Below are 22,229 nucleotides of genomic sequence, written 5' to 3' on the forward strand. Positions count from 1 at the left end.
CGGCCGTTCAGCGGCGCCATCAGCGACAAATGCTATACCTTTGAAGTTGATCCCATTCTATCAAGCATCGACCTGGCGTTTTGTACTTTCCTGGGCCTCAATCTTGGTTTTGCTCACATAAGGGAGCAAACCGAAGCGCGCCCATATCGCCTCGAGCTGCGGGAACACCACCTCATCAGAGAATAGATGTTGGATGCGTCTTCTCCCGTTAGCGCCCAAGCGCTGTCGGAGTGGTTCATCATCGAGTAACTGGCGCAGTGCCGCTGTCAGTCCGTCGATATCACCGGGCTGTACGATAACTCCCTCTTCACCCTGCCGCACCACCTCGGGAATACCGCCTACCGGGGTGGTAATCACTGGCAACCCCCATGCCATCGCTTCCAGCACTGACATGGGTAAGCCCTCGTTATATGAGGGCAATACGAATATAGACGCCCTCGATAATACCGCCTCTTTATTTTCACCCGTTACCCATCCCAGCATTTGTATTCTCTCCGAAATACCCAACCGTCGCGCGAGCTCGCTTGCCTTTTTGACATCGCCATCACCCCCGAGCGCCAATTTCACACCCCCACTTACAACAGCGAAGGCTCGGATCAGGTCGAAAGCTCCCTTGCGCATACCGATCTGCCCGAGAAAAAGAATCCCATTCTTGACGTCGTTGTGCCCGAAGGTTTTTGGCTTGGGGGGCAATGATACGGAGTTGTAAACGACTTCCACGTGCGCTCCCGGAGCCAGTTCGCGCAACTTAAGCGCCCAACTCTCCGACAAAGCTATTACAGTAGCCGCGTTTCTCAAAAGAGCACGGACGATTCCACGCCTTAAAGGGCCACATTCTCCACGGACAAACTTTTCGAACTCAGCCCCGTGCATATGCAACACGTAAGGGACACGGAAGAGGAAGGCAGTGAAGGCAAAAGTGGATTTCCTCCAGACGCTTACTCTGGATGCGGCATGAATGTGGACCAAGCCGACACGGCCCATAACGAGCAGTTGGATCATTTGCCAATATGCGGAAAGAGCTATCATAAATTTTCTATAGGTAGAGACCTCCGCATGAGTGCAAATATACGTTACCCGCCATTTTTCAAATAATCCAAACTGGCGATATTTTGCAACAACAGTCGCGATTCCCCCTTTCGCCTCAGGGTGAGTCCCAATCATCACCAACCCCCGATGAGCGCTTGAACCCTTCATGTTTTTAAGACCTGCTCTTGAATATCAAATGCATATAGCCGGCTCGGGTCTACTGAATGAAATATAAACATCAGGCTCGGCAGTTAAGTGATCTCACGCGCTGAGATTGGTACGCTTGGATCAGCCAGAGCCCGGCTCGCGCCAAGCAGCGCCGCCATGGTCACAACGTTCCAATTGATAAGAGAGAAACATGCTAATGACAGGTTGCGTTTTTTAATACAGAGCACAAGCCACAGAAATGTCCATACCCCCAGTTCCAGCGCCAGCCATTTTCCAACCGTATCAAGCAGGTTAGTGCCAAGTAAAATCGCCATTCCCAAGACCATGAGATGTATTCCGGATGTGAGAACTACGGACCATTGGTATCGCACAACCCGCCACCACCATGCTTTACCGAGAGCAGCACGCAGAAACATACCGCTGGCGTGAGCACGACGATTCATCCAAAGCCGGCGCAGCATGCCCCAACTTGATTCCGCATGACCAGTGTGCAACACCGCCACGTCGGGCAAGCGAAGCAGGCGCCAACCCGCGGCACGCAAGCGAAATCCTAACTCAGCCTCCTCAAAGGCCGGAAGCCAGCGATGAGCAAGATAACCTACAGATTCAATTGCATCACGCCGGTAGAGAGCGCCGCCACCCAATGCATCGACTTCTGCTCGGCTGTTCACGCTCCCAACCGTCTCTGCCCGCTTCAAGTCCATAGCGTTCCGGATGTGTGTATCGAGGAGCTTACCGCCAATCCCCGCGACATCCGGTTCGGTGTTTAGCACGGCCAGAGCCTTGGCGATAAAACCAGTCTGCAATTCCATGTCGCCGTCAAGAACATAGATATACTCGCCTTTTGAGAATTGATAGCCAAGCTGAACTGCTGCGCCACAACCTCGATCTTCCAAGAAAGAAAATTGCACGATACGGACGGGATAAGACCGCGCAATTTCGACCGTTCTATCAGTCGAAAGCGAATCAACGAGAATCACTTCCCCACCGACAGATTGCGCCTCGCGCACGGCGGCCGCCAAACAACTGGCAATCTGCGCTTCTTCATTGAACGCCTTAATAAGAATACTAACACCACCCTTGTGTTTCATCGCGATACTCATGCTCCGGGCTTGCGGGTCTGAAAATCGTCAGGTCGGTCACGTCATAGAGGTAAATCAACCGGAGCCGCAACACTGGATATTCGACTACAATGAAATAAATTAAATCCTTACCGATTGCCAAGCACAATATTAAACATTGCGGTTCGCCCCACCTCCCCGAGCGCTAGAAACCAATCTCCTCCCAACAGACCATGGATCGGGACAAAACAGTGTCTGCGGATATCAAGCTTGATCACATATTCGACCATTGGCTTAGAGGTTTATTTTGGAGCCTTCACGGCGCAATGCGTGTTTCCCCAGACCGAAGCTTACAGGTGAAATAATCCCGCACGGCAGCTAGCATGTTGGTGGGATATTATCAGAACGCTATCAGAACTGGCAGACGCCTTAATCTAATCTACTCAACAAGCCACCTTTCCCGTGTGGCCCCGAAAGCGTGCATATTTATTTTGATTGCAGAGAAACTTTGAAAGCGGGCAAACTCATCTTACATATATTCATTATATTCAAGTTTCATTTCAATCTGTAAATCTGCAAAAGTAGAATCGAAGAAAACCCAGATGCAAAATCATCAGTCTAACGGTATTTGCCTCGGAATGGGAAGACTGCAATGCATTCCCACTTGTTTCAGTCACGCTTGTGGCTGGCAAGGCTCATCAGGCGAATTAGACCGCGCACATCTTTTGGCGGTGCCATTATTCGAGTTCGGTTGCACATTCGTGCCCAGTTCTGCTTCCAGAAAGAAGGAACTAAACGCAAATGAACAGGCAGGTACCTAAACGTCAAAAAATCGAGGTGTTCGCTTTTTCGCCGTACTCCAGCTGCAGATTTTCAGAGTTATATCCCGGGGTTGTATTTGACCTCACTAAACTCAACGCCCGGCATAAGCCGAGAAAACCGTCGTTCCAGCGCAGGAAAGATTGATGTGCCCTGAAATAGCGCTAGCGATTTACCGAGGTTAGGCTAAACATGGGAATACGTCATCGCTTGCCGTGGGATCGAAAACCTGATCGGGTCAGCATCAGTTTAGGCTCCTTGGTACGCGTATAAATACTTAGATACGCTCGACTATAAATGATTTAGTGAGCCCTAAAACCTTCTCTTTCCGCATTACACACCCAGGAAAAAGTGCGGCAAACTCATTTCCGGACAGCAAATTGATCCCTTTCAGCACCTCATCTATCCTCTTCTGGCTCGGCTTTTCTACCAATCCCCATATGCTGAAATAACGTACCAGCCTGCGTTTTACCGAGAATGGGAACCAATGGACAAACAAGGTCAGGATGTGCGGTTCTATCGGAAACCACTTGTTTGGAGTCTGGCAGTAAAGTTGTTTGCCCGCGCTTAACATCCCTCTAGCAAACTGATGCTGTTGTGCATGATTTCCGACGTGCTCTATGACGGAATTTGAAAATACCAAATCAAAAGCCATTGGATTGAATGGCATGCGCAAGGCATCACCTGCCACAAATTCGATTCCTGGGTAATTCATTATCGACTCTGGTAGATCCAGATTCATCACAATGATTTTAGCTGATGGCTTTATGTAGGACCATGGGAATGCCCCGCCGCCGATGTCAAGAACTCGCGCCGCTGGATCTGAGAGTACACCAAACCGATCAGCTATATCCTTAGCTCTTGCCGGCCTGAAGATACTCATAATGAATTTGTAAACGCGTTTCATGAGCTTCCTCTTGAACTCAAAACATTTATCGAGTTACCGTTAATGCGTATCCTTGTCTCGCTTTCTGAGCAAGGCAAGAGAAAGTCTTTTTTCTGAAAACATCTATTTGTCTTAAAACTATACGCAGTTAACCCGGCTGATAAAAAAAACATCAGCAAGCTTCTCTTTACATGACATGCTGGAGCTCTTACGTTTCGTTAGAATTTAGCTTTCCGCTTGAGTTACACAAAGTCGGGCTGTAGAACTCCGTGTCTTTTCTATCTAGCAAGAACCAATAACGAAAATCCACCTAGCACTCTTGCAGCCAGATCAGAATGAAGTTGAAAGAAAAGCTTTCTAGGAATTTTCAGGAGATCGGCTTTCCATCCACGATTGGAAAGCTCTAACGAACCGTGTGTATAGCAGTAATCCACTACTTCATATCCCGTATCCCGTAAGGTTGCCAAGGCTGTTTCCTTGATAAAATAGTGGATGTGACCCACTGATGACCTTGAGCGTAATATTGGGGAAAGGCGAAAAACTGATTGAACGGATAAATCCAGAGGAATATGAAACACTTTATATACAGCTTTCTTTTTAAGTTCCCTTAGAAATCCAAAATAATCCTCCACGTGTTCAAATACGTCGATGGCCATTAATACATCGAACGCGGGATTTTCATAGTCAAGTAGATTTTCGAGAAAAAAGTGAAGATTTTCCTTTTCCTTATTCTTGCATATCTCAAAAGCTTGAGGGGAAATTTCATATCCAGAGAAAACTACTTCGTTACTGTATTCATGTGATAGACAATTCAGTATTTCACCGGCTCCACAGCCTATTTCACCTAATGTCAAAGGAGCAATGTTATTTTTCCTGAGTATTTTTAATATCTGCTTTGCTTTCCATGCCGAATCCTCTTGATGCCAAGTCGGATGGCTCTCCAAGTACGTCCCATCCTTATAAATATTACCAGCGTTCATATTTACTTCCCCGTGGTCTACCGATAAGCAGTAGCTTCTAAAATGTCCGGCACTATGTTGTACTCATATTACTAGCCATCGATCGGCTGCACACGAATTCCCACAGCGGACAGCGTGTTAAGCACATCATTAATGCACACAATAATCCGTGGATAATCATGTAGCACTGAGCTAATTGAGTGGGTCCGGTTTTCATTTGTACCAACACAGCAGGAGTAACATAATCTACCAGAGCATTACGCCCAAGATAGCATAAATTATTAAACCAATATCTTCCAGAGGAGATACGCTCCCATCGGCCACCCCACCATGCCGGATAATGAGTACCGCAATGCAGTAACCTCTGACCAGCCTCGGTTTTTCGTCTTCCAACAACAGGTGTGTTTACGCTATCCATTGTTTCTTCTGCTGAGCAGCGAGCTTGTCACCAAGGAACGGGATTAACGACTTACAGCCAAGCGTCGAGTGTCGCCAGTGCCCTGATTGTAGAATACCCTCATATACTTGAGGATTGCCGCGGTCATCGTGTTTCATAGCAATGCACCCTCTCGTTCTTAAGATTATTCAACCCACTATCAGCCGAAGCATTATCCCCAGAGCTCACCTTCGCGGCTCATCCATGCCTCGTTCCTGTGATTGCTTGAGCATCCTCGGATTCCACGCATGCACCCTTGAGTTCGTCATGGATGGACTGGATTAAGCCAGCATTTGGCTCATCGGCCATCTGCGCCCGGCTTGCCGATACGCTTCTACGGTCGGGTAGTTACTTTCGCCTGACATCCAGTATCTCGAATATCTCATCCCGCCCAATTCCGACCGCCGCACATCAATCCGAGCGAGCCCCTTTGCGTTCCTGCTTCGGTATCTTTCTCATCTCTTCCCCCCCAATGGAATTTCAATTTTACCTTACCATCGGAAGACGATTTTTCGGGAAAGCTCGCTGCGCATCTACATCTGTAGAAAAGTGACGCAATCTCAGCGTCAACTTGGTGCCCGGTAATTCATCAATTACCAAACAAAAATCTTCCGGCCGAGCAAGTGGTTCAGACTTGCCCGTTCTTCCATCCGAAAAGGTTTGAGCAGATAAGATGCCAACAAAAAAAAACCGCAGGCGAGTGCAGCCATGATGATCAATGCTAACCAGCCTTGTGGCGATATTGCAATCTGTTGTGCCAGCAAGAATCCCGTTAAGGCTGCCGCCGCCAATTTATAAATTCCGATAACATCCGGTCTGTAAGCAGTGGTACGCACCAAGGCGATAATAACCGTGCCGTTGAAAATTATTTCGCTCACAACAATCGCGATGATGGGGCCCCACAGGCCCAGACCAGATTTCAGCAGCGAATAAGTCAAGGGCAACACCAGCACTCCAAATGCCGCCCCCCGCAAACATAGGTGACTCTTACCGCTGGTTACTGCCACAGTCTCCAGTATCTGACGCTGGCTGTAGAGAATGAGCGCCATCAGCAAGCCCGCCAGATAATGACCTGATTGCGTAAACTTGCCGCCGCTGAGCAAGGTTAACAGTTCGCCTCCGGCAAGCCAGGCGAATACCAAGATGGGCATCAGAACAAACAGGCTCAGCTTCCCAACAAGATTGGCGTTGCGTGTCAATTCCACCATACCACCTTCTCCTACATAGGAGGCCACCAACTTGGGCCTGACAAGGCTGAACAACATAGTCGCGGGCAAATAGCGGCAAACTTGCCCGTAGAGCCTGAGCAAAAAGCCAAACAACGCCGTAACTTCCAGACCGAGATAACGCTGAATTAAAAAGACGAAGATTTGTGGGCTATAAGTTAGCGTAACGAGGTGGCTGAAATACATGTGGCGGGCCATAAGCCACATAACAGGCCAACTTGGCGGCTGCCACCCATCTCGTTTCAATAAACCGCCGTGCGTGCGCAAATGCTTAACCAAGCTGTATAAGGCGAGCATTGTGCCTAAGGCGGATGCCGTTATCTCAGCCAATACCACTTGGTCTAGATGAACCGCTCCCTGTACCGCCGTGATAATCAAAAACAACAGTAAGGCAGCATTACGCATTACAAGACTTATTTGCGCTTGGCCCTGTTGCAAAAGCGGCTCCAGGATGCTTTCACGCATGTGTCGGCCTAAACCGTCCACTAACAGCACGAGCAGATAAAGACGCGCTATATCCACCTGTTGCACAAGTTTCAGAGGGATCAGAAGCCAAGGCATCACCACATAAAGCAGCAGCGAAGCAGCGACTAGCACTAATCCGATCCACGCGGCAATCTTCCAGACAAAATGTGCGAGCATCTCGCCGCTAGCATGCAGACGAAATTCCGGCAAATAGCGCGCCGCAATCCATGGCAGGCCAAGCGATGCTACTGCCAGCGCAAACTCCATTCCGGCAATCAGGGTGACGTAGGCGCCGTATTCTTCCACAGTCAGCAAACGCACCAGCCAAAACAAAATAATCAAAGTGAATAGCGCGGAGATGGCTTTGCCGATGAGAAAATGCGCCGCGCTACGCTTCAGCGCACGACGGGAATAGGGCGAAGCACTCATAAATGACTCTCGGCAGTTAGGGCAGCATGCCCATAATACAGCCCAGCAAGAATACCCCCATGGCAGAACTTTGGAAATTCATACTGCGCGGCACCGGCGGGGCGATAAAAAAGGGATAAAGGTAAGACAATGGCTTAACAGTCCGTTTGGCGTAAATAGAAGTTATCGTTCGTGAAATACATCTCGCCAATTTTGCCAAAAAGCGGCGAGCGGAGATTCGCACGAGTAGGCATGCGCGCCCGCCCCTCTTGCGCCGATGCGGCGGAGCTATAAAATCTTAAAATGAGATATTTGATGAGTTGTAGGATTTACAGGTACTATAAAATTTATAGCTTGGGGTGGTTAAGCTTCATATCTGAAGCAGGGGAGATCGATCGGATCTCCCCTTAGATTCTCAACTCTGCATGAGGCACAAGCTATCATTCGACCCGGACATGGATACCAGGATTGCTTCATAGTTCGTTTGCTATATCATAACGCTCAATCCGCAGCTAACGTCACTCTGGATTTTCTGAGCGTGATCAAACCGGTCTAACTATTATCAGCCTGATCCGTATCAAAATCCGTTGACCGATATCCCCGTCGTTTTTTGCGAGCAGTAAGTCCCGCAAAAGATTATCTCGTGTCCGCATCAGAGCACAGGATCAACACTGAAATATATTGGCCTTAATCATTCCCCTGCAATCTCGAAAAAGAGCGCTGGACCATCCGGTAGCGCTGCTGTATCAACGTGCAGTTCGATGGCGTCTCCTGTCCTCATAAGAGGAATCGCCTGACGCCGAGTACCCCCCAGCGTTAGCGGCCACGCCTTGAGCCCAGCGCTATTCTCGGATGCGACACGTAACGTAGCCGAGATTGTCTGAACCTGCGGCGGGAATTTACCCAGAGTTTTAATTGTAGTGCGTTCCGCATCCGCGAAGGTCATGCCCGTATTGATGGCATCCGTCAATACCCACAGCAGCAGGTGGCGGCTCTGAGCAATCGGCTTTTTGTCCAGCGATGAAACCGCAAACAGTGCTGGCCCACTCGCAGTACCTACGGTCAATGTCCCAGCTGAGGCATTCCCGCCCTTAAGCACCAGTGCCACCGTGCGATCGGTTACAACCTGGATAATGCCAGCCCCAGAGTCGATGACAAGTTGCCCAGTGTCGGATTGGAATAGCTGATTCTCCGGTCGAGAGCGGTTACCCGAGCCTATTAACCCTGCACCCTGCAAGGCTGCGACGGCGTCCGAGCGCAGGTCCCGCCCAGCGGCCGGGCCATTCGCCGATTTCACGAGCCACCAAGGTTGCGATCCTGTCAGGTTGACCCAAAGTTCACCAGGTTTTGGCCGCCCCGGTATCGGGCCGAAATCCAACCCCAAAGGAGAGATAAGGGCCAGCTTTGAAAGTGGTTCCGGTACTTGTTCCCAACCACCGCTGCTGGTCAACACCTTCTCAGCATCCAGGTGCAGATGGATTCGGTGTTGTGAACTCGCGACATCGCCGCGCAGGTACAGCATGGCGGCGAGACGCTCAGCAGCGTGGGCGATCGGATCGCCTCCGACGCTAAATGGGTAGATCGCTTGCCGCCGCACAAATGGCGACGGTCCATAATCGAACTGAATTGGTGATTCGGCGAATTGGCAAATCGCATCCCAACTTTGATGCGCAGCAACAGCGGGCATCAAGGCGGCCGATTCGTGGCGCCATCGATTCCAAAAAGGTTGTCCATATTCGGTGACGGTGAATGGTTTGCCCCACTGTCGCGCGTTACTTAGAGCGCGAATATATTGGCCCGTATTTTTATGTAAGCTCGACTGCACCAATCGCGAGCCTGGCTCGCCATGATTGTTCGGTAAAACGTGGTAGCTGTGCAGGTCCACCCATTGAAGGCTGGAACGAGTAATGTCGGCGCCAAGATAGCTCCAATTGTCGAAAGCAGTAGTTAGACCTTTGAAGCCCAAATCGCGCACTCGTTTCTCCATCGCGCGATAGGCTCGCTGTTCCACATCGACGATGAAGCGGGCAAAATCAATATCGCGGGGACCTTTTCCACGGACTGTGGCAGGCAGGTCGACTATTCCGTCGAGGGATTCGCGATCTTTTAGTTCAGCGCCCCACGCTGATCGTAACGCCGAGTAGTTGCTGTAGCGCGCCTTCAGCCAATCACGGAACTGTGGAGCCAATTGCGGTGGATACAAAGGCCCATCGCCGGCTTTTGCCGGGTGTGGGCGATATGCCTCCACTAGATAGAAAAAACTTCCTTCATTGACCAGGATCATGCCCAGCATTGCCGGATCATGCATGGGAGCGATTCCAGTATAGGGATTTTTCGCGCCCCATAACCGCTCGATCAGGGTCGCCCAATGGGCGAAGGCCTTGGGATCGGTGAGCACATCCATTTTGGTGCGGTATTTTTTTACCCAACGATGGGGACGCACATCGCCCCAAGCAGCATTGTCGGACGTCAGGCCATCGACGATCCAATAGATACCTGCTGCCTTGAGTTGGGCGAGCAAGTAATGCAGGCGGTCGAATTGCTCAGGATCAAAGTCGAAGTCCTTGAAACGGCCGGTCATCAGGAGTGCGTCAACCGAAGCCAATCGAACCAGGTTATAGCCAGTGCGCGCCAACTCCCGTACAAGTCGTTCGCTGCCTGCTTTGTCCGGCATCCCTCCGCTCAGCGGGCTTAGGGCTAACGAAGCACAAAGAAAGCGTTCTGGAGTGCTGCGGCGCTCGAAGCCAATATGTCCATCTGATAATACAATGGCCGAGCCGTACTTTCCTGCCGGCCCAGTTGCGACCATTGCGGAGAAATCAAGCGCACTCCCGGAAGAAACAGTAAGATCCTGATCGGTCACAGTTTTCCAGCTATCCTCCGCCAACACGTTACGCGCCGCTATAAGTAATGTTATTAGCAATGGTACGACGATGAGGCTGCTAAGTAATCGGAACATTTGCAAGTCCTCCTACGGTGTGTCTGGCTAGGTGCGAGACTAGATAAAACGTCTCTCTCGTGCGGTACGTTTTGGCGTCTCGTGCGTTTGATTTTATAAAAGTGTAGGGCCCGTAACCTATTTTCGACAATATATGAATTTGGCATTCCCTTCCGACTTGCCGATCAATTGGAGATTTTTTTCGAGCTCCGTCACCTTCGGGTTGAACTTTCACAACGACGAGGCCTAAATCTTGGCACGTATGATTGCGGCCGCTTGAACTAGCGATCCAGCGCACTTCGCTTTTGCACCAGAACTTATCCGCAGCCGGCCGTGTGCGCACGAGCCACAATGCTTTGCCAAGCTGAGCCTGCTTTCAGTCATGCTCGGCCACGTACAGAACCATAACGAGGACTTGCCGGTTCGAAAGACCTGCGCGGTCTGGCACCCCTGTCTATCACATAGGTAAAATGAGCCATCATTACAAAAAACTCTCCTGCGAGAACCGAGTTGAGTTGAAAATTTGCCTCGAATGCAGACCGCATCAGGAGGACGGCCAATATGGCCATACTTCCGCCCCGGGTGTGTTTGGCTGCACGTATTGAGTACTGGACAAGGAAATAAAAAAACACGAATAACGCGATAAGCCCGACGAATCCTGATCGGCTGAATGTCTGCAGGAAGAGGTTGTGCGCGCTGGCAGCACCTGTCAGCCCAAGCCGCAGCCGATTCTTGAGCCCCCAAAAATCTGCCCCCTGCCCAAATAAAGGGTTTTCCAATCCTCCCTCAATCGCGGCGTCCCATATCAACGTTCGCCCGGTTGCCGTAGACAGATGACCTACTGCACGTGCATCCAATCGACCCTCGAGTGCGGCCAGAATGTCCATATCCAAAAATATTGCGAGTGCACCAACCACTGAAACTAAGATGATGAAACCACCGAATAAGCCAATCGGAATTGAGCTGCCGCGTTTACTGTCGGCAATGACTTCATCGGTTCGGCTCAATAATCGCCAGCAAAAAATGATGGAAAAACCTACGAATGCGGCTAGCATAGATGATTTTGACTGCGTTAAAATCAACGTCAGTCCCGCCGCGGCAAGTATGCACGTTCTAAGCCATGCCCTAGCTGACGGCTCGGCCAACTCCAGCACGAGAAACATACATGCAACCGCGCCCAGCGTGTTCGCATGGGATGTCACCCCCCAAAACCTTAAATCGAAACCGGGAATCAGCCCAACATAGCCGGACTGCATGACAAGTCCGGGAGCGACTATCGCTGCGATCAAGCTGGAGAATACTATCAAGCCAAGACATCTTTTTGCTACGATAACCGGATCGGCACTTGACAACCTAGCCCAGAGAAACAACGCAAGATATATGAAGAACGGGTAAATCAAGTTTACGTGGAAATAATAATGCTGCCCGAATAAAATCGGTAAAACGCTGAATGCAACGTAGAACACCATGAACGCAATGGTGATGTCGGTTGGCGCTTTCAGTCCCCTATTACTAAAACGGTCAAAGCTTGTTTTATAATTTCTGAAATTGAGAATCCACCCCACACAGAGCGCCACGGAGCATCCAATCACAACCATAAGAAGCAGCTTTGTCGACACGGCACTTCCGACATCGGCCTCGGACGAGACAACCAGATTTTCATCCACAAAAGTCAGGACCCGGCCGGATAAGATAGTGGTCGCTACGCTCGTGCTCGCGATCAACAGCATTAGATAACTGAACATCCGGCCCGGCCAGCGGAATCCGGCCGCCGCCACGATAACGATTGCCATGATCAAAAGCAGTGCGAGAACAAATGCAGCGAGTGGCAAAACCGTGAGTTGCAGCACGATTAATTCCCGCTCATGATTGAAACGCCTTTCGTATGAGGCAATGCGGGCGAAATCGCAGGCATTTACTTAGCCCCTGACGCGATAAGCTGAAACATCAACCATGCCATGTCGGGCTTCATTGCAGATGTGTATCCAAACCTCTTAGCGCACGGAATGCCGGGGTATAGGCAACCCGCAGGCCAAGCCTGATATGTGCGATATGCAAATGATCTTGCGAGTGATGGGTTCGCCGCGAACAGGGCTTCGGTGATTAAATAGCCGCGGTGCGCTGCTATGCCGCCCATAATCACAATTTCTTTCATTGATGACCTGAGCCCGGCATGCCATTCAGCTTTTGGCGATGTTCAGATGTTAACGCGCCAAGCATCTGATCGATAAACTGGGCTTGCATCTCATATGCTCGAGGTGCTTCAGCATCGATGGAAGAAACACGTATCAGCATTCCATCTGGAATTTTTCCATTCAGGCCGTAGCTCATTTCCGCAAGTTTTTTTTGAAGACCACCTTGAAACACGCGATTACCAACCGTTGTCCAGTAAGTAACCGGTTCGTTCCGCTGGCCGAGATTGGTCAGGATACGCGTGACCGGAATTAAACCGTTCTCGGTAGCCAAGGTACCCGTTTGTTTACTCTGGAGCGAGAATCCCTGTGCAGGATAGCAAACCTCAGGGTAATGCATCTGCATGGAATCCCTTTGATCATCTCCATAGGCGATCGCGAGCATGATGCGGTAGTCATGGTTATCCTTATAAACACGGCTGAGTGTCTGGGTATAAATTTTCTCAATCATTTCCTGCTGCTGTGGATCTACCATTTGCACTGAGTTCTGCTGCTCTTCACTCCAATTTCCGAATGCATGCGGAATCATTGTATTTAGATTGATACCGGGCCCCAGGTCCGCAATTTTTTGGGTAGGACGCAGAGCCAGTGCGAGACCTGAGGCCGCGAGCATGAGTACTAAAAGAATGAAATTTCTGAATAGGAGATTCATTCTTACGCTCCGCTCAAGGTCCTATTACTGCCACGCTGCAGCTTGACGCCGAGTTGCAACAGCGAATCCACCCCAATAATCAATAGCAAGGCACTAAGGAAGAGCACCATGCCTGCGAACCCATGTAAAAAACCCTGTCCGGCCTCATCACCAAAATGATAGGTAATAAGCGTTAACACGATTACACGGATAACGTTAGCCGTAAAGGAGATGGGCACGATCAAAATGGCTAAGGTAACGTTGCGAAACAGAGAGTCGTGCCGGATAATGTTAAGGTAGAGCAAACCCAGCGCTTCGAGCGTAAAAAGAGTATGCAATCCTGCGCATGCGTCAGCTACCAGCAGCTTGTATTGCCCGATTTGGAGTATGACGCCGGTGCGGGCGATGGGATAGTTTGCCCAGAAAAGTATGCTTTCAGCTACATAAGAAACCGCCATCTTCATCGGCATCGTTAGAGCATCCACCACCGTGGCGGGTAAGGGGATCATGAAAAGCATGAAGAAAAGCGGAAACCATTGCGCCTTGAGTGCTGCGCTACCGCGCATGAGCAGGAGTATGGCGGCCAGCATCCAGATGACTGAACCGATCTCCATGAGCAGAATGCCTTGCGAACGGCCAATCACATAGAGCATCAACGCAAAGATAAAAATGGGCCAGCCGGCTGAAGGCGCCGCTGACCGATTTTCGCTCAGGCGCCACATTTCAGGCCATTTGCGATAAATAAGCCAGCAAGCAATACCGAGTACAATCGGACCATGCGCCTGCTGATCGGTACTCCAGATGCCGCGAAAGAGGTCGACCAGACTAGGTAAATACAGTACGATTAATCCGGCAATAATCGGTAGCCAGATGAGCAGCCGACCGCGCCAGCCTTCGGGTTGTCCAGATGATCCGTTGAACATAGTTGCCAAATTGGTACTCATTTTGTTTTTACAACACGCGCTATCCCGTCACCTTCGTATTGCAGCCACGCTGCTGGCGCTCGGGATTATGGGTAGCTTGTTCATTGGAGGAACGCAACCGATTGCCGTGAATCTGGTGCCGGAGCCATGGGACAAATTGCTTCATGGCGCCGTGTTTACTTTGCTCGCCTGGGCACTTGGCTTCGCTAGTGGATTTCATGACTGGCGCGGTCTGGCTGTTGCGTTTTTCGGCTCGCTGCTGATCGGATTGCTGGATGAGTGGCATCAGTTGTATCTTCCTGGTCGGCAAGCGGGTTGGCCCGACTTTATTGCGGACATGGCAGGCAGCCTCATCGGCACGATAACCCTGGCATTGTGGAGCAGAAAGCGGGGCTAAAATTCGATGATAGCGGAAAATTCTTATCGTCCAATTTTCCGTGCTGCTCGGAAAAGAGAAAGAATTGATGAAAGCTGCGGAGAACATGATTGCCTCCTGTAAAAATGCTTGAAGCACTTGCAGACTACTGTCAAGACTTGGACTGGTCGCTTTTGTTGCCGATTGCAAGCGAGGCTTTATCCTTCGTTTTCCTTCAGTCAGAATTCGTTCAGCACCGACCCCACGGGCGTTGTGCCCGTTTGCTGGAGGCTACGGACCAGCTCGATGGTTTGTGGGACTGATGTTCGATCTTTACGGGCAACTATGAGGGCAGCTGATGCGCGCGCCGCAATAATCTGAGCTTCGGCGTATTCGTGCGCGGCAGGCGTGTCAATAATGACAACGTCAAAATCACGGACCACCGATTGCAATAATTCGGGAAAACCAGTTCGGCCGAGCAGTTCTTGCGGATTGGGCGGTACGGCACCTGCTGGCAACACGGAAAGCCCCAGCAACGAGGGTACACGCGCAATCGCCTCGATCCCGATACGACCTGCCAGCATACTGGATAAACCAGCGTTGTTGCCTAACTTGAATAGCTCATGCTGACGCGGTGCACGCAGATTTGCGTCGATGAGTAAAGTGCGTTTTCCTAGTTGCGAGAAGACAACAGCCAAATTTGCAGCAATGAAGCTGCGTCCTTCCCCTATGCCGGGACTCATGATAGCGAGGGAGTTCAACCTCGCATCACTATCGAACCACCGTAGCATAAGCTGACTACGCAAAGCGCGCAGCTTCTCGACGATCGGGCTGAACGGTTTATAGGCAGCTACCAGTTGATAGCTGAGGCTGTTATCCCCTGCCGGAAGGTAAAGGTTATTGAATTGACGGGAGAGTGCAAAACGGACGTCATCCTCCGTAAGCAGGCCCAGCTCAATGGCGGTGTCGCCAAAGCGTTTGCCCTGCTCTATCTGCAACCGGAGAACGCGGTCCGCGTTCTCGGCGGAGAGACGTCCCGTATCGACCAGGATGGCCCCTATTGAACTACCATTGCCGTTGACCTGCGCTTTACCGTAAATTGAAGACTCGCCGGGTTTCGCGGTCTGATTCCGCTTGATGATCGGGAGGCTAGCGCTTACGGGTTTCATGATCTGGTTCCGTTTTAGATATTAACTGGCTACCGGGCCAAGCTGCTTGGGAATTTTTTGCACTGGTCTGCTGGAAATCACCGCAAGTACTGGTAGATCGATGGCCTGAATAAGATCTTCTGATGAGCGTACGCGACGTCTGCCGAGTTCAAGCATCAAGGCAATCCCTACACCGAGTAACGTACCGAGGAAAATGGAGATTAGAACGTTGAGGAAAATTCTGGGCCGCGAGTGTTTGGTTGGTATCGTGGCTGGATTCAGAATCGCGATGTTGGTCTGAGCCGATAGGCTTTCGAGACGGGTTTGAGCAGAACGCTGGCTCACACCGTCAAACGTATGCTGGGCAGCTTCAACATCACGCTTAAGGACGGCGATTTCATCGCGCTCCTTGTTGAGCTCGAGTATACGTTTTTTTTGAGACTCCATCGCTTCAAGCAGTTCTTTTTCCTTTTGCTTACCTACCTCGTAGGAGGTACCGATACTGTCCGAGATTTGCCGGGTTTCGCTAGCCAACCTCCTCCTGAGCGAGGCAAGTTCACTTTCCGTACGTTTCGTTTGCGGATGGTTTACGCCGAGATTAACATTGCTTTCGTGGTGTTTGGCCTCGAGGCGCGCAATGTCCGATTTAAGCATATTGATCACTGGGCTTTGCATAACTTCAAACAGCGTTTCGGAATTGGCGGCAGATTTACGCTTGCTGCTGCTATCCGAAGTTTCAGCCTGCACGTTCGTCAATCGGGCAGACAATTCGTTGAGCTTGGCAGTTTCATGATCAAGTCGCTCGTCGGTAGCGATGATGCCGGTCTTCTGCTGGAATGCCGAGAGTGCCGCCTGCGCTTTTTCCAGTTTCTCACGCACCATTTTGGTTTGGTCTTCAAACCAGGTGGCAGATTGGCGGGCGGGTGTGACTTTCAACTCCAGGTGAACGTCGATGTAAGCCTGCGCAAAGGCATTTGCCACGGTTGCAACAAAGCTGGGCTCGATGCCGCTGAATTCAATGTTGATTACGTTGCTTTCACGTGAAGGTCTGACCTCAAGCTTTTCCTTGAGCAGGTCAGCCAACCAAATCGTCAAGTCCCCTTCACCCTCCGTGGCATCCATCCATTGTTCCCGTATAGCGGGGCTTTCGTCCATACGCAGCAGCTTGACCACACGCTGTGCCACACGGTCACTGGTGATTATATCCACCTGTGTCGCCATGTATGCGGGCGTTGCCAGCCCTGGCATGATCATGCCGGCAACAGGATCAGGCGATCTGACATCGATTACTACGGCGCTGGTAGCAGTGTACTGCTTGGGTAACAGCAGGCTGATAAAAAAGGTGGCAGCCACCGTAATCAGTAGCGTAAGCGCGGCTACCTTGTAGCGCGCGCGGAGAATGAGCAGGAATTGTAGAAGGGTCATTACGCGTCGACCATTATTAGAAGATACTTTCCCGAACGTAAATAATATCGTTCGGCTGTACCGAATCGGTCATTTCAGGAGAGAGTCTTTCCACTACCCCCTCGGCGTTTGTCCGGTGAAGGCGCAACCACCACTCGCTGCCCCGCACCGTTGGGCCGCCACCCTGAGCCAAGGCTTGCATGACCGTCATGCCGCGCTCGATACGATAGGCGCCCGGGCGCTGAGCTTCACCATAAATATAGAATACGGGGGCACGATGGATATAAATTGTGTCTCCCCCCGCGAGAATGATATCTTCATCCGATTTTTCCGCGAGGTAGAGTGCCGGAATATCTATCACTTTTCGGAAGGGTTTGCCGTCTCGTAAACCTGTAACGATGGCGAAGTCGTCACCCGTTGGCGTCGCTCCGCCGGCAGCGGCAAGCATGTCGCTTACCCGGCTGAGCGTTTCGAGCGGGAAACGCCCAGGCCGGTTGACCTGGCCAAGTACGCTTACTTGACTGCCACGCATTTGCAGGATGACGATGTTTACTTGGGGTTGCCTGACGAAGCCGCCATTTTTGAGTGCGGCAGCAATCTTTCGCTCTGCAGCAGCGACAGCAAGCCCGCCGACTTCGACAGCGCCGACGAGTGGGTACGTAATAGAGCCATTCTCGGACACACGGGTTTCGGTCGTTAGATCAGGGTTCTGGAAAACCTGGATGCGTACGATATCTCCCGGCCCGAGGGGATAGTCGAGAATATGTTGTTGCGCGTACGCACTCACAGATAGCAGAGTAAATAAAAATGCGAGTAGCCTTATCAAGGTCTTGGTCATACTGTCATATTTCCTTTAAGCATTTGCTAATTAAATGAGATGTTATTTCAAACCCGCAACGCCTTTCTCGATACCAATGTCAACGTCGGATTTTACGGGGCTCGCTGCTGGAGCTCCGGATTGTGATGCCATGTTGCCATCCGTGTCAGAAAATCCACTCATATAAGTGATTTTAGCTTTCTCCTTAAGCCCCTTGAGTTCCTGCGTGGCAGCTTCCGCCGCACGTTGGTTACCCAGAAACTGTTGGATACGCGGCAGCGCGGCGGCTTCCGGTATGGGCACGGATTGCGAAGCGGCAAGTCGCATCACGGTGATGGATTGTGGCCCTTTGATAATCAACCCGTCGCCAACTTTAAGCGGGTGTATTTTAGGCAGCAGTTCAAGCGGAATCTGTTCGGCTGATCGTGTAGCGCTACCGCCTCCAAACTTTATCCCCTTGCCCTTGAGCCAATCGGCGATGTTTTCCATCGATTTCCCCGCATCAAGCATTTCGCGCAATTCCGTGTCTACCCCGGCATTTAACGGAACCACAATTTCCTGAATGTTGTAAATGCGGCGCTCGGCAAAGAGCTGGGGATGGTCAACGTAATATTGCTTTGCTTCATCAACCGTCGGCTTCGCCATTTCCGCGGTGACTTGCTCAATATATGCCCGAGCAAGAATTTCACGACGAGCGTTTTCGACAGCCATAAGAATATCAGGCGAACGGTCGAGTTTTTTCGCAACGGCTTGTTCAACCGCCAATTCCTGATCAATGAGCCGATCGAGAATTTGACGGCGGATTTTAGGCGCTGTTTCAGGCGTGCCAGCATTGGCACCCGCCCGAGAGAGTATGTAGTTAATCTGGTGAACGGAGATTTCCCCGGAATTGACTTTAGCCGCAATCTGACTGGCAGGCTTTTCGGTGTCTTTGCTGCCGCACGCACCCAGCGCCAGCGCCAGCGATGCAGAGAGTATTTGCAATATGATTTTTTTTTGGCTGAGTTTCATGTGGGCTTGAGTGAGGAATATCAACAATGTTCAAAACTTGGATAGCACGTCCTGCAATCGAGCAACCATCAACTAATACCATCGAGAATAAGAACGATAGGCCGAGTTTCGGTAAAAATTACAGATGCATTTTAGATATATAACATTACATTACACCGTCACTGCTCGAGGCAATATCAAGGCCGCGATTGCCAGAAATAAGAGGGGCGCGTAATAAAAAGAATATACACGAAGCCACCCGTCGTCAATTCGTTTCTGAATACAAATTCGATGGCCTCACAAGAATACTTGAGCAACCGAGGCGAATAAACTAAACCGCGTCAACCTCCGGCATTCCGGGCTGGCGCAATTAATCATATACATCACTTTGGCTACTGCAAGGTAGCGAGTTAGCGCTTTCCGCGCAATAGTCCATATGCACTAGCGGAATTTGTATAACTGGCGGTGCCTCATCAGGTTGAGGAGTTATCCAACCAAAGCCCGAGGGGCGGCAGACGAATATAGTAACCGTGCGCACTTTTCTATATCTTTTTGAACACGTGAGGGTCAGAAATTAAGTTTTGCTGTAAAACTGCCCGCGGTACTGTCAAAGTCGAAGCCCCGCAGATTCGACGTACGTCTGTCGCGATGGAAAGCAGCACTTAGGAAAAGTATTTTCAAAGGTTGCCAATCCAAAGCGACGAGGCCGGAGTGCATTGAGTCACTGCGACTATCAGTCGGAAGTGAAACGATTGCGCCGTGAAAATCAGTTAGAACATAATCATAGCGCATGCGCAAGGCGATTTTTTCTGTAATTTGCCATAAAGGAACTATCGAAAAACGATTGTTCACTACGAAACTGCTGGAGAACCGCTGAAAATTTGGATTCAGGAAGGCGAACGCAACAGTTTGATAATTGGAAAGCTGGCGCGCCCAACTGGCGGTAACGCGAACTTTGCCCGTCATTGCCCAGTTCAGATTGAAATTGCCCACGAAACCCGCAAAATCACGCTGAGGAAAGTGTTTATGTTCACGCGACAGGTATCCTACACGCGCGTCGATTGAAGTTTTGCCAGTAACTGGCCATAACATACGTAGGTCGTGTTCCATCTCATCGAAGCGGGTATCGAAGAGGCTCGCTTCGATGGGCTGTGGTCTATTGATGAATTCCCCACGTCCACTCCTTACCTTATAAGTAAGCGACGCTCCCGACGGGCGGGTATAACGAATGCCGCCTTCAACTGAAGAAATTTGGTTGTTAAAGTCCTGCACGGTAATTTTACTGTTCTTCGTTACGCTGTGGTCAAGGCCACCGATAAGGTGCCAAGACCTGTCAATTTCAAAAATTCCCTCAAAATGATAATTGTCATTGGTGCGCAGATTTTGAGTGGTTGAGTTGGCGAAACCCGTCAAATTGGCAAAATTGTTAAGCGCCTCGCTGTGAGACCCGCTCAATCTGCCATGAAGATAAGGGGTTGCGTACCAATGCCAGGCTGCCGTATAGTTTTTTCCGAGGAAGTTCAAAAAATCGAAATTGTTGTAGCGGTTATCGACGAGGCTGCCATTGGCCTCAAACCGCTGCATTGAATAGACCTTGTTCAGGTTAAGCATGAATGTTGACGTTATGATCTGATCGGATCTAGCAGGTACCCCGAGTACCAAAGCCGGATCGATGAGAGGCGATAAACGGAAGACATTGGTGTCATACATGACCGTGGTGCCAACAGTCGCGTTGAATGTATCTCCCGGGGCCGCATTTGTAAGCTGCGGTATCAGTAATAAAAACAGATAAGCGGTAACCGCAAGCCAACGGTTACCACTCCGGCTGTTGTGATGGGAAAAAGTCAGCAGCAACATTTTCTTTTAATTCTTTGTCTTCCTGACGACATCAGATATTGCAAGGGTATCACCTGGAGAGCTTGGAAGGTAGGGCAAGCCGCGTTTCCAGACAGTAGAGATGACAAGAGTATTGCAGCAGAGTTTGAATTCAATAGGCAGCCCGATCTTTGAGAACTAGCATGACGGTCTTCAAAATGATATGCAGATCTAGCCGCAAAGACCAGTTGCGCAAATAATCGAGATCATGATCAATACGTGCCTGCATCTTTTCGAGCGTTCGAGTTTCACCACGGTAACCGTTGACCTGAGCCCAACCGGTAATCCCAGGCTTGACCTTGTGGCGGATCATATAACCTTTTATCAAATTGCGGTAGATTTCGTTGTGCGCCACCGCATGAGGCCTCGGCCCGACGATGCTCATCCGGCCCTGCAGAACGTTAACAAACTGTGGCAATTCATCCAGCGAATTCTTGCGTAAAAAAGCGCCAATGCGCGTGATGCGGCTGTCCCCCTTCTCCGCTTGCCGGATGGTATCACCGTCCTCGCAGACACGCATCGACCGGAACTTATAGACAAGGATTTCTTCTCCATCCAGACCATAACGGCGCTGCTTAAAAATAATGGGACCGGGTGAATCCAGCCTTATCCCGGCGGCGATGAGCAACAAGAGCGGCGAGATCAATGTAAGTATGATCAAAGAGAGAATTATGTCGCTTGCCCGCTTGACGATCCCGTTAGAGCCCGTGAAAGGCGATTCGCATACGGAGATAACTGGCGTGCCGCAAACTGAGTCGCTTCGGCCTTGGATAAGATCGGTAATAAACATGTCCGGCACGAAATATATCGAGGCTGTGGTGTCCTTCAGCTCATCGAGAATATGCAAAATGCGCGGCTGCGAGGCCATGGGGAGCGAAAGGTAAATAAATTGGATACGGTTTTCCTTGACGAATTGGGGAAGTTCGCGAAGCCTGCCAAGCAATGAATTGTGTTCCGTTTGATATAGCCTGCTCTGACTCCGGTCGTCGAAAAAACCGGACAGTGCAATTTTTGAGTAGCGTGTTTCATGAATTCGAGTAGCAAGCGCAACCCCCTGCTCGTTCATGCCGACAATGATGGCACGTTGCGGGGGGCCTTGCAGCATGAGCAAATAGGGAGCAGCGGAACGCAATGCGAGTTGGGCGCCGATCTGGCTCAAGGGGGCCACCCACAGCCAGGTTATCAGTGCCTCATTGGAGAATTCAGCTATGTAGCCGGTAGCAAGACCCAGAAAGAACAGCAGCAAGGCCACCCAGAACCAACTATAGAGGACATTGAATATCAGTAGCTTCTTCGACGTTTGCAGACGCGAGGTTCCTGGAAAGGTAATCGAAAAAACGATAACTGCAAGAATCAGGTAGGGCGGACGCAATTCTCCCACGATAGCTATACTTACAAGCCAGAGCGAAAGTGTCAGTATCGCGGGATCGAGGATAGCCTCGACAGCTCTAAGCATGTTGTTGCCAAGCGGCACCGGCGCATTACGCGCGAAAACTGTC

The 22,229-nt window shown here is 50.5% G+C and carries 16 protein-coding genes; 1 reads left to right on the forward strand and 15 read right to left on the reverse strand.

Features of this window, described 5'->3' with window-relative positions; translation table 11 throughout:
• Positions 1–60 precede the first annotated feature (60 nt).
• The 9 genes from BUA28_RS11655 to xrtB all read right to left on the reverse strand — a co-directional run bounded on the left by BUA28_RS11655 (position 61) and on the right by xrtB (position 14,141).
• A complete protein-coding gene (locus BUA28_RS11655; RefSeq protein WP_072768294.1) occupies positions 61–1,197 on the reverse strand; it encodes a glycosyltransferase family 4 protein in 1,137 nt (378 codons plus the stop codon).
• Positions 1,198–1,280: 83 nt separating this feature from the next.
• Positions 1,281–2,288, reverse strand: coding sequence for a glycosyltransferase family 2 protein (locus BUA28_RS11660; protein ID WP_072768295.1), 1,008 nt, complete (start codon positions 2,286–2,288; stop codon positions 1,281–1,283).
• A 1,066-nt stretch (positions 2,289–3,354) separates the two neighbouring features.
• Positions 3,355–3,984, reverse strand: coding sequence for a class I SAM-dependent methyltransferase (locus tag BUA28_RS11665; protein ID WP_072768296.1), 630 nt, complete (start codon positions 3,982–3,984; stop codon positions 3,355–3,357).
• Positions 3,985–4,241: 257 nt separating this feature from the next.
• A complete protein-coding gene (locus BUA28_RS11670; RefSeq protein WP_072768297.1) occupies positions 4,242–4,943 on the reverse strand; it encodes a class I SAM-dependent methyltransferase in 702 nt (233 codons plus the stop codon).
• 1,008 nt (positions 4,944–5,951) lie between these two features.
• The gene (locus BUA28_RS11675) at positions 5,952–7,478 is read right to left on the reverse strand and encodes a lipopolysaccharide biosynthesis protein (protein WP_072768298.1); all 1,527 of its coding nucleotides are present in this window, start codon (positions 7,476–7,478) and stop codon (positions 5,952–5,954) included.
• Positions 7,479–8,148: 670 nt separating this feature from the next.
• Positions 8,149–10,416, reverse strand: a complete 2,268-nt coding sequence (locus BUA28_RS11680; RefSeq protein ID WP_072768299.1) for a beta-galactosidase — start codon at positions 10,414–10,416, stop codon at positions 8,149–8,151.
• Positions 10,417–10,775: 359 nt separating this feature from the next.
• The gene (locus BUA28_RS11685; protein WP_072768300.1) at positions 10,776–12,245 is read right to left on the reverse strand and encodes an O-antigen ligase family protein; all 1,470 of its coding nucleotides are present in this window, start codon (positions 12,243–12,245) and stop codon (positions 10,776–10,778) included.
• Between the two features lie 301 nt (positions 12,246–12,546).
• The gene (gene epsI, locus BUA28_RS11695; RefSeq protein WP_072768302.1) at positions 12,547–13,239 is read right to left on the reverse strand and encodes an exosortase-associated protein EpsI, B-type; all 693 of its coding nucleotides are present in this window, start codon (positions 13,237–13,239) and stop codon (positions 12,547–12,549) included.
• Positions 13,240–13,241: 2 nt separating this feature from the next.
• Positions 13,242–14,141 (reverse strand): exosortase B, encoded by a 900-nt coding sequence (gene xrtB, locus BUA28_RS11700; RefSeq protein WP_072768303.1) that lies wholly within the window; start codon positions 14,139–14,141, stop codon positions 13,242–13,244.
• A 22-nt stretch (positions 14,142–14,163) separates the two neighbouring features.
• Between xrtB and BUA28_RS11705 the strand changes: the two genes are divergently transcribed.
• Positions 14,164–14,538 (forward strand): VanZ family protein, encoded by a 375-nt coding sequence (locus tag BUA28_RS11705; RefSeq protein ID WP_083569997.1) that lies wholly within the window; start codon positions 14,164–14,166, stop codon positions 14,536–14,538.
• 197 nt (positions 14,539–14,735) lie between these two features.
• On the opposite strand, the gene epsG is transcribed toward BUA28_RS11705, so the two are convergent.
• The 6 genes from epsG to BUA28_RS11735 form a co-directional block, all read right to left on the reverse strand.
• The gene (gene epsG, locus BUA28_RS11710) at positions 14,736–15,665 is read right to left on the reverse strand and encodes a chain length determinant protein tyrosine kinase EpsG (protein WP_083569998.1); all 930 of its coding nucleotides are present in this window, start codon (positions 15,663–15,665) and stop codon (positions 14,736–14,738) included.
• Positions 15,666–15,686: 21 nt separating this feature from the next.
• A complete protein-coding gene (gene epsF / locus BUA28_RS11715; protein WP_072768304.1) occupies positions 15,687–17,069 on the reverse strand; it encodes a chain length determinant protein EpsF in 1,383 nt (460 codons plus the stop codon).
• 16 nt (positions 17,070–17,085) lie between these two features.
• Positions 17,086–17,886 (reverse strand): polysaccharide export protein EpsE, encoded by an 801-nt coding sequence (gene epsE / locus BUA28_RS11720; protein WP_072768305.1) that lies wholly within the window; start codon positions 17,884–17,886, stop codon positions 17,086–17,088.
• A 42-nt stretch (positions 17,887–17,928) separates the two neighbouring features.
• Positions 17,929–18,876 (reverse strand): EpsD family peptidyl-prolyl cis-trans isomerase, encoded by a 948-nt coding sequence (locus BUA28_RS11725; protein ID WP_072768306.1) that lies wholly within the window; start codon positions 18,874–18,876, stop codon positions 17,929–17,931.
• Between the two features lie 546 nt (positions 18,877–19,422).
• Entirely contained in the window at positions 19,423–20,712 is a 1,290-nt protein-coding gene (gene epsL, locus BUA28_RS11730; protein ID WP_072768307.1) for an XrtB/PEP-CTERM-associated polysaccharide biosynthesis outer membrane protein EpsL, read from the reverse strand.
• A 130-nt stretch (positions 20,713–20,842) separates the two neighbouring features.
• Entirely contained in the window at positions 20,843–22,186 is a 1,344-nt protein-coding gene (locus BUA28_RS11735) for an undecaprenyl-phosphate glucose phosphotransferase (protein ID WP_371915217.1), read from the reverse strand.
• Between the last annotated feature and the right edge of the window lie 43 nt (positions 22,187–22,229).

The organism is Nitrosospira sp. Nsp11 (genome assembly GCF_900142705.1).
Classification (GTDB): Bacteria; Pseudomonadota; Gammaproteobacteria; order Burkholderiales; family Nitrosomonadaceae; genus Nitrosospira.

Bases quoted from the DNA above. Each gene is read 5' to 3' on its own strand.
- BUA28_RS11655 (WP_072768294.1), bottom strand. From the start codon at position 1,197: ATGAAGGGTTCAAGCGCTCATCGGGGGTTGGTGATGATTGGGACTCAC.
- BUA28_RS11735 (WP_371915217.1), bottom strand. From the start codon at position 22,186: ATGCTTAGAGCTGTCGAGGCTATCCTCGATCCCGCGATACTGACACTT.
- epsE (WP_072768305.1), bottom strand. From the start codon at position 17,886: ATGACCAAGACCTTGATAAGGCTACTCGCATTTTTATTTACTCTGCTA.
- epsF (WP_072768304.1), bottom strand. From the start codon at position 17,069: ATGACCCTTCTACAATTCCTGCTCATTCTCCGCGCGCGCTACAAGGTA.
- xrtB (WP_072768303.1), bottom strand. From the start codon at position 14,141: ATGTTCAACGGATCATCTGGACAACCCGAAGGCTGGCGCGGTCGGCTG.
- BUA28_RS11725 (WP_072768306.1), bottom strand. From the start codon at position 18,876: ATGAAACTCAGCCAAAAAAAAATCATATTGCAAATACTCTCTGCATCG.
- BUA28_RS11675 (WP_072768298.1), bottom strand. From the start codon at position 7,478: ATGAGTGCTTCGCCCTATTCCCGTCGTGCGCTGAAGCGTAGCGCGGCG.
- BUA28_RS11670 (WP_072768297.1), bottom strand. From the start codon at position 4,943: ATGAACGCTGGTAATATTTATAAGGATGGGACGTACTTGGAGAGCCAT.
- BUA28_RS11660 (WP_072768295.1), bottom strand. From the start codon at position 2,288: ATGAAACACAAGGGTGGTGTTAGTATTCTTATTAAGGCGTTCAATGAA.
- epsL (WP_072768307.1), bottom strand. From the start codon at position 20,712: ATGTTGCTGCTGACTTTTTCCCATCACAACAGCCGGAGTGGTAACCGT.
- BUA28_RS11680 (WP_072768299.1), bottom strand. From the start codon at position 10,416: ATGTTCCGATTACTTAGCAGCCTCATCGTCGTACCATTGCTAATAACA.
- BUA28_RS11665 (WP_072768296.1), bottom strand. From the start codon at position 3,984: ATGAAACGCGTTTACAAATTCATTATGAGTATCTTCAGGCCGGCAAGA.
- epsI (WP_072768302.1), bottom strand. From the start codon at position 13,239: ATGAATCTCCTATTCAGAAATTTCATTCTTTTAGTACTCATGCTCGCG.
- epsG (WP_083569998.1), bottom strand. From the start codon at position 15,665: ATGAAACCCGTAAGCGCTAGCCTCCCGATCATCAAGCGGAATCAGACC.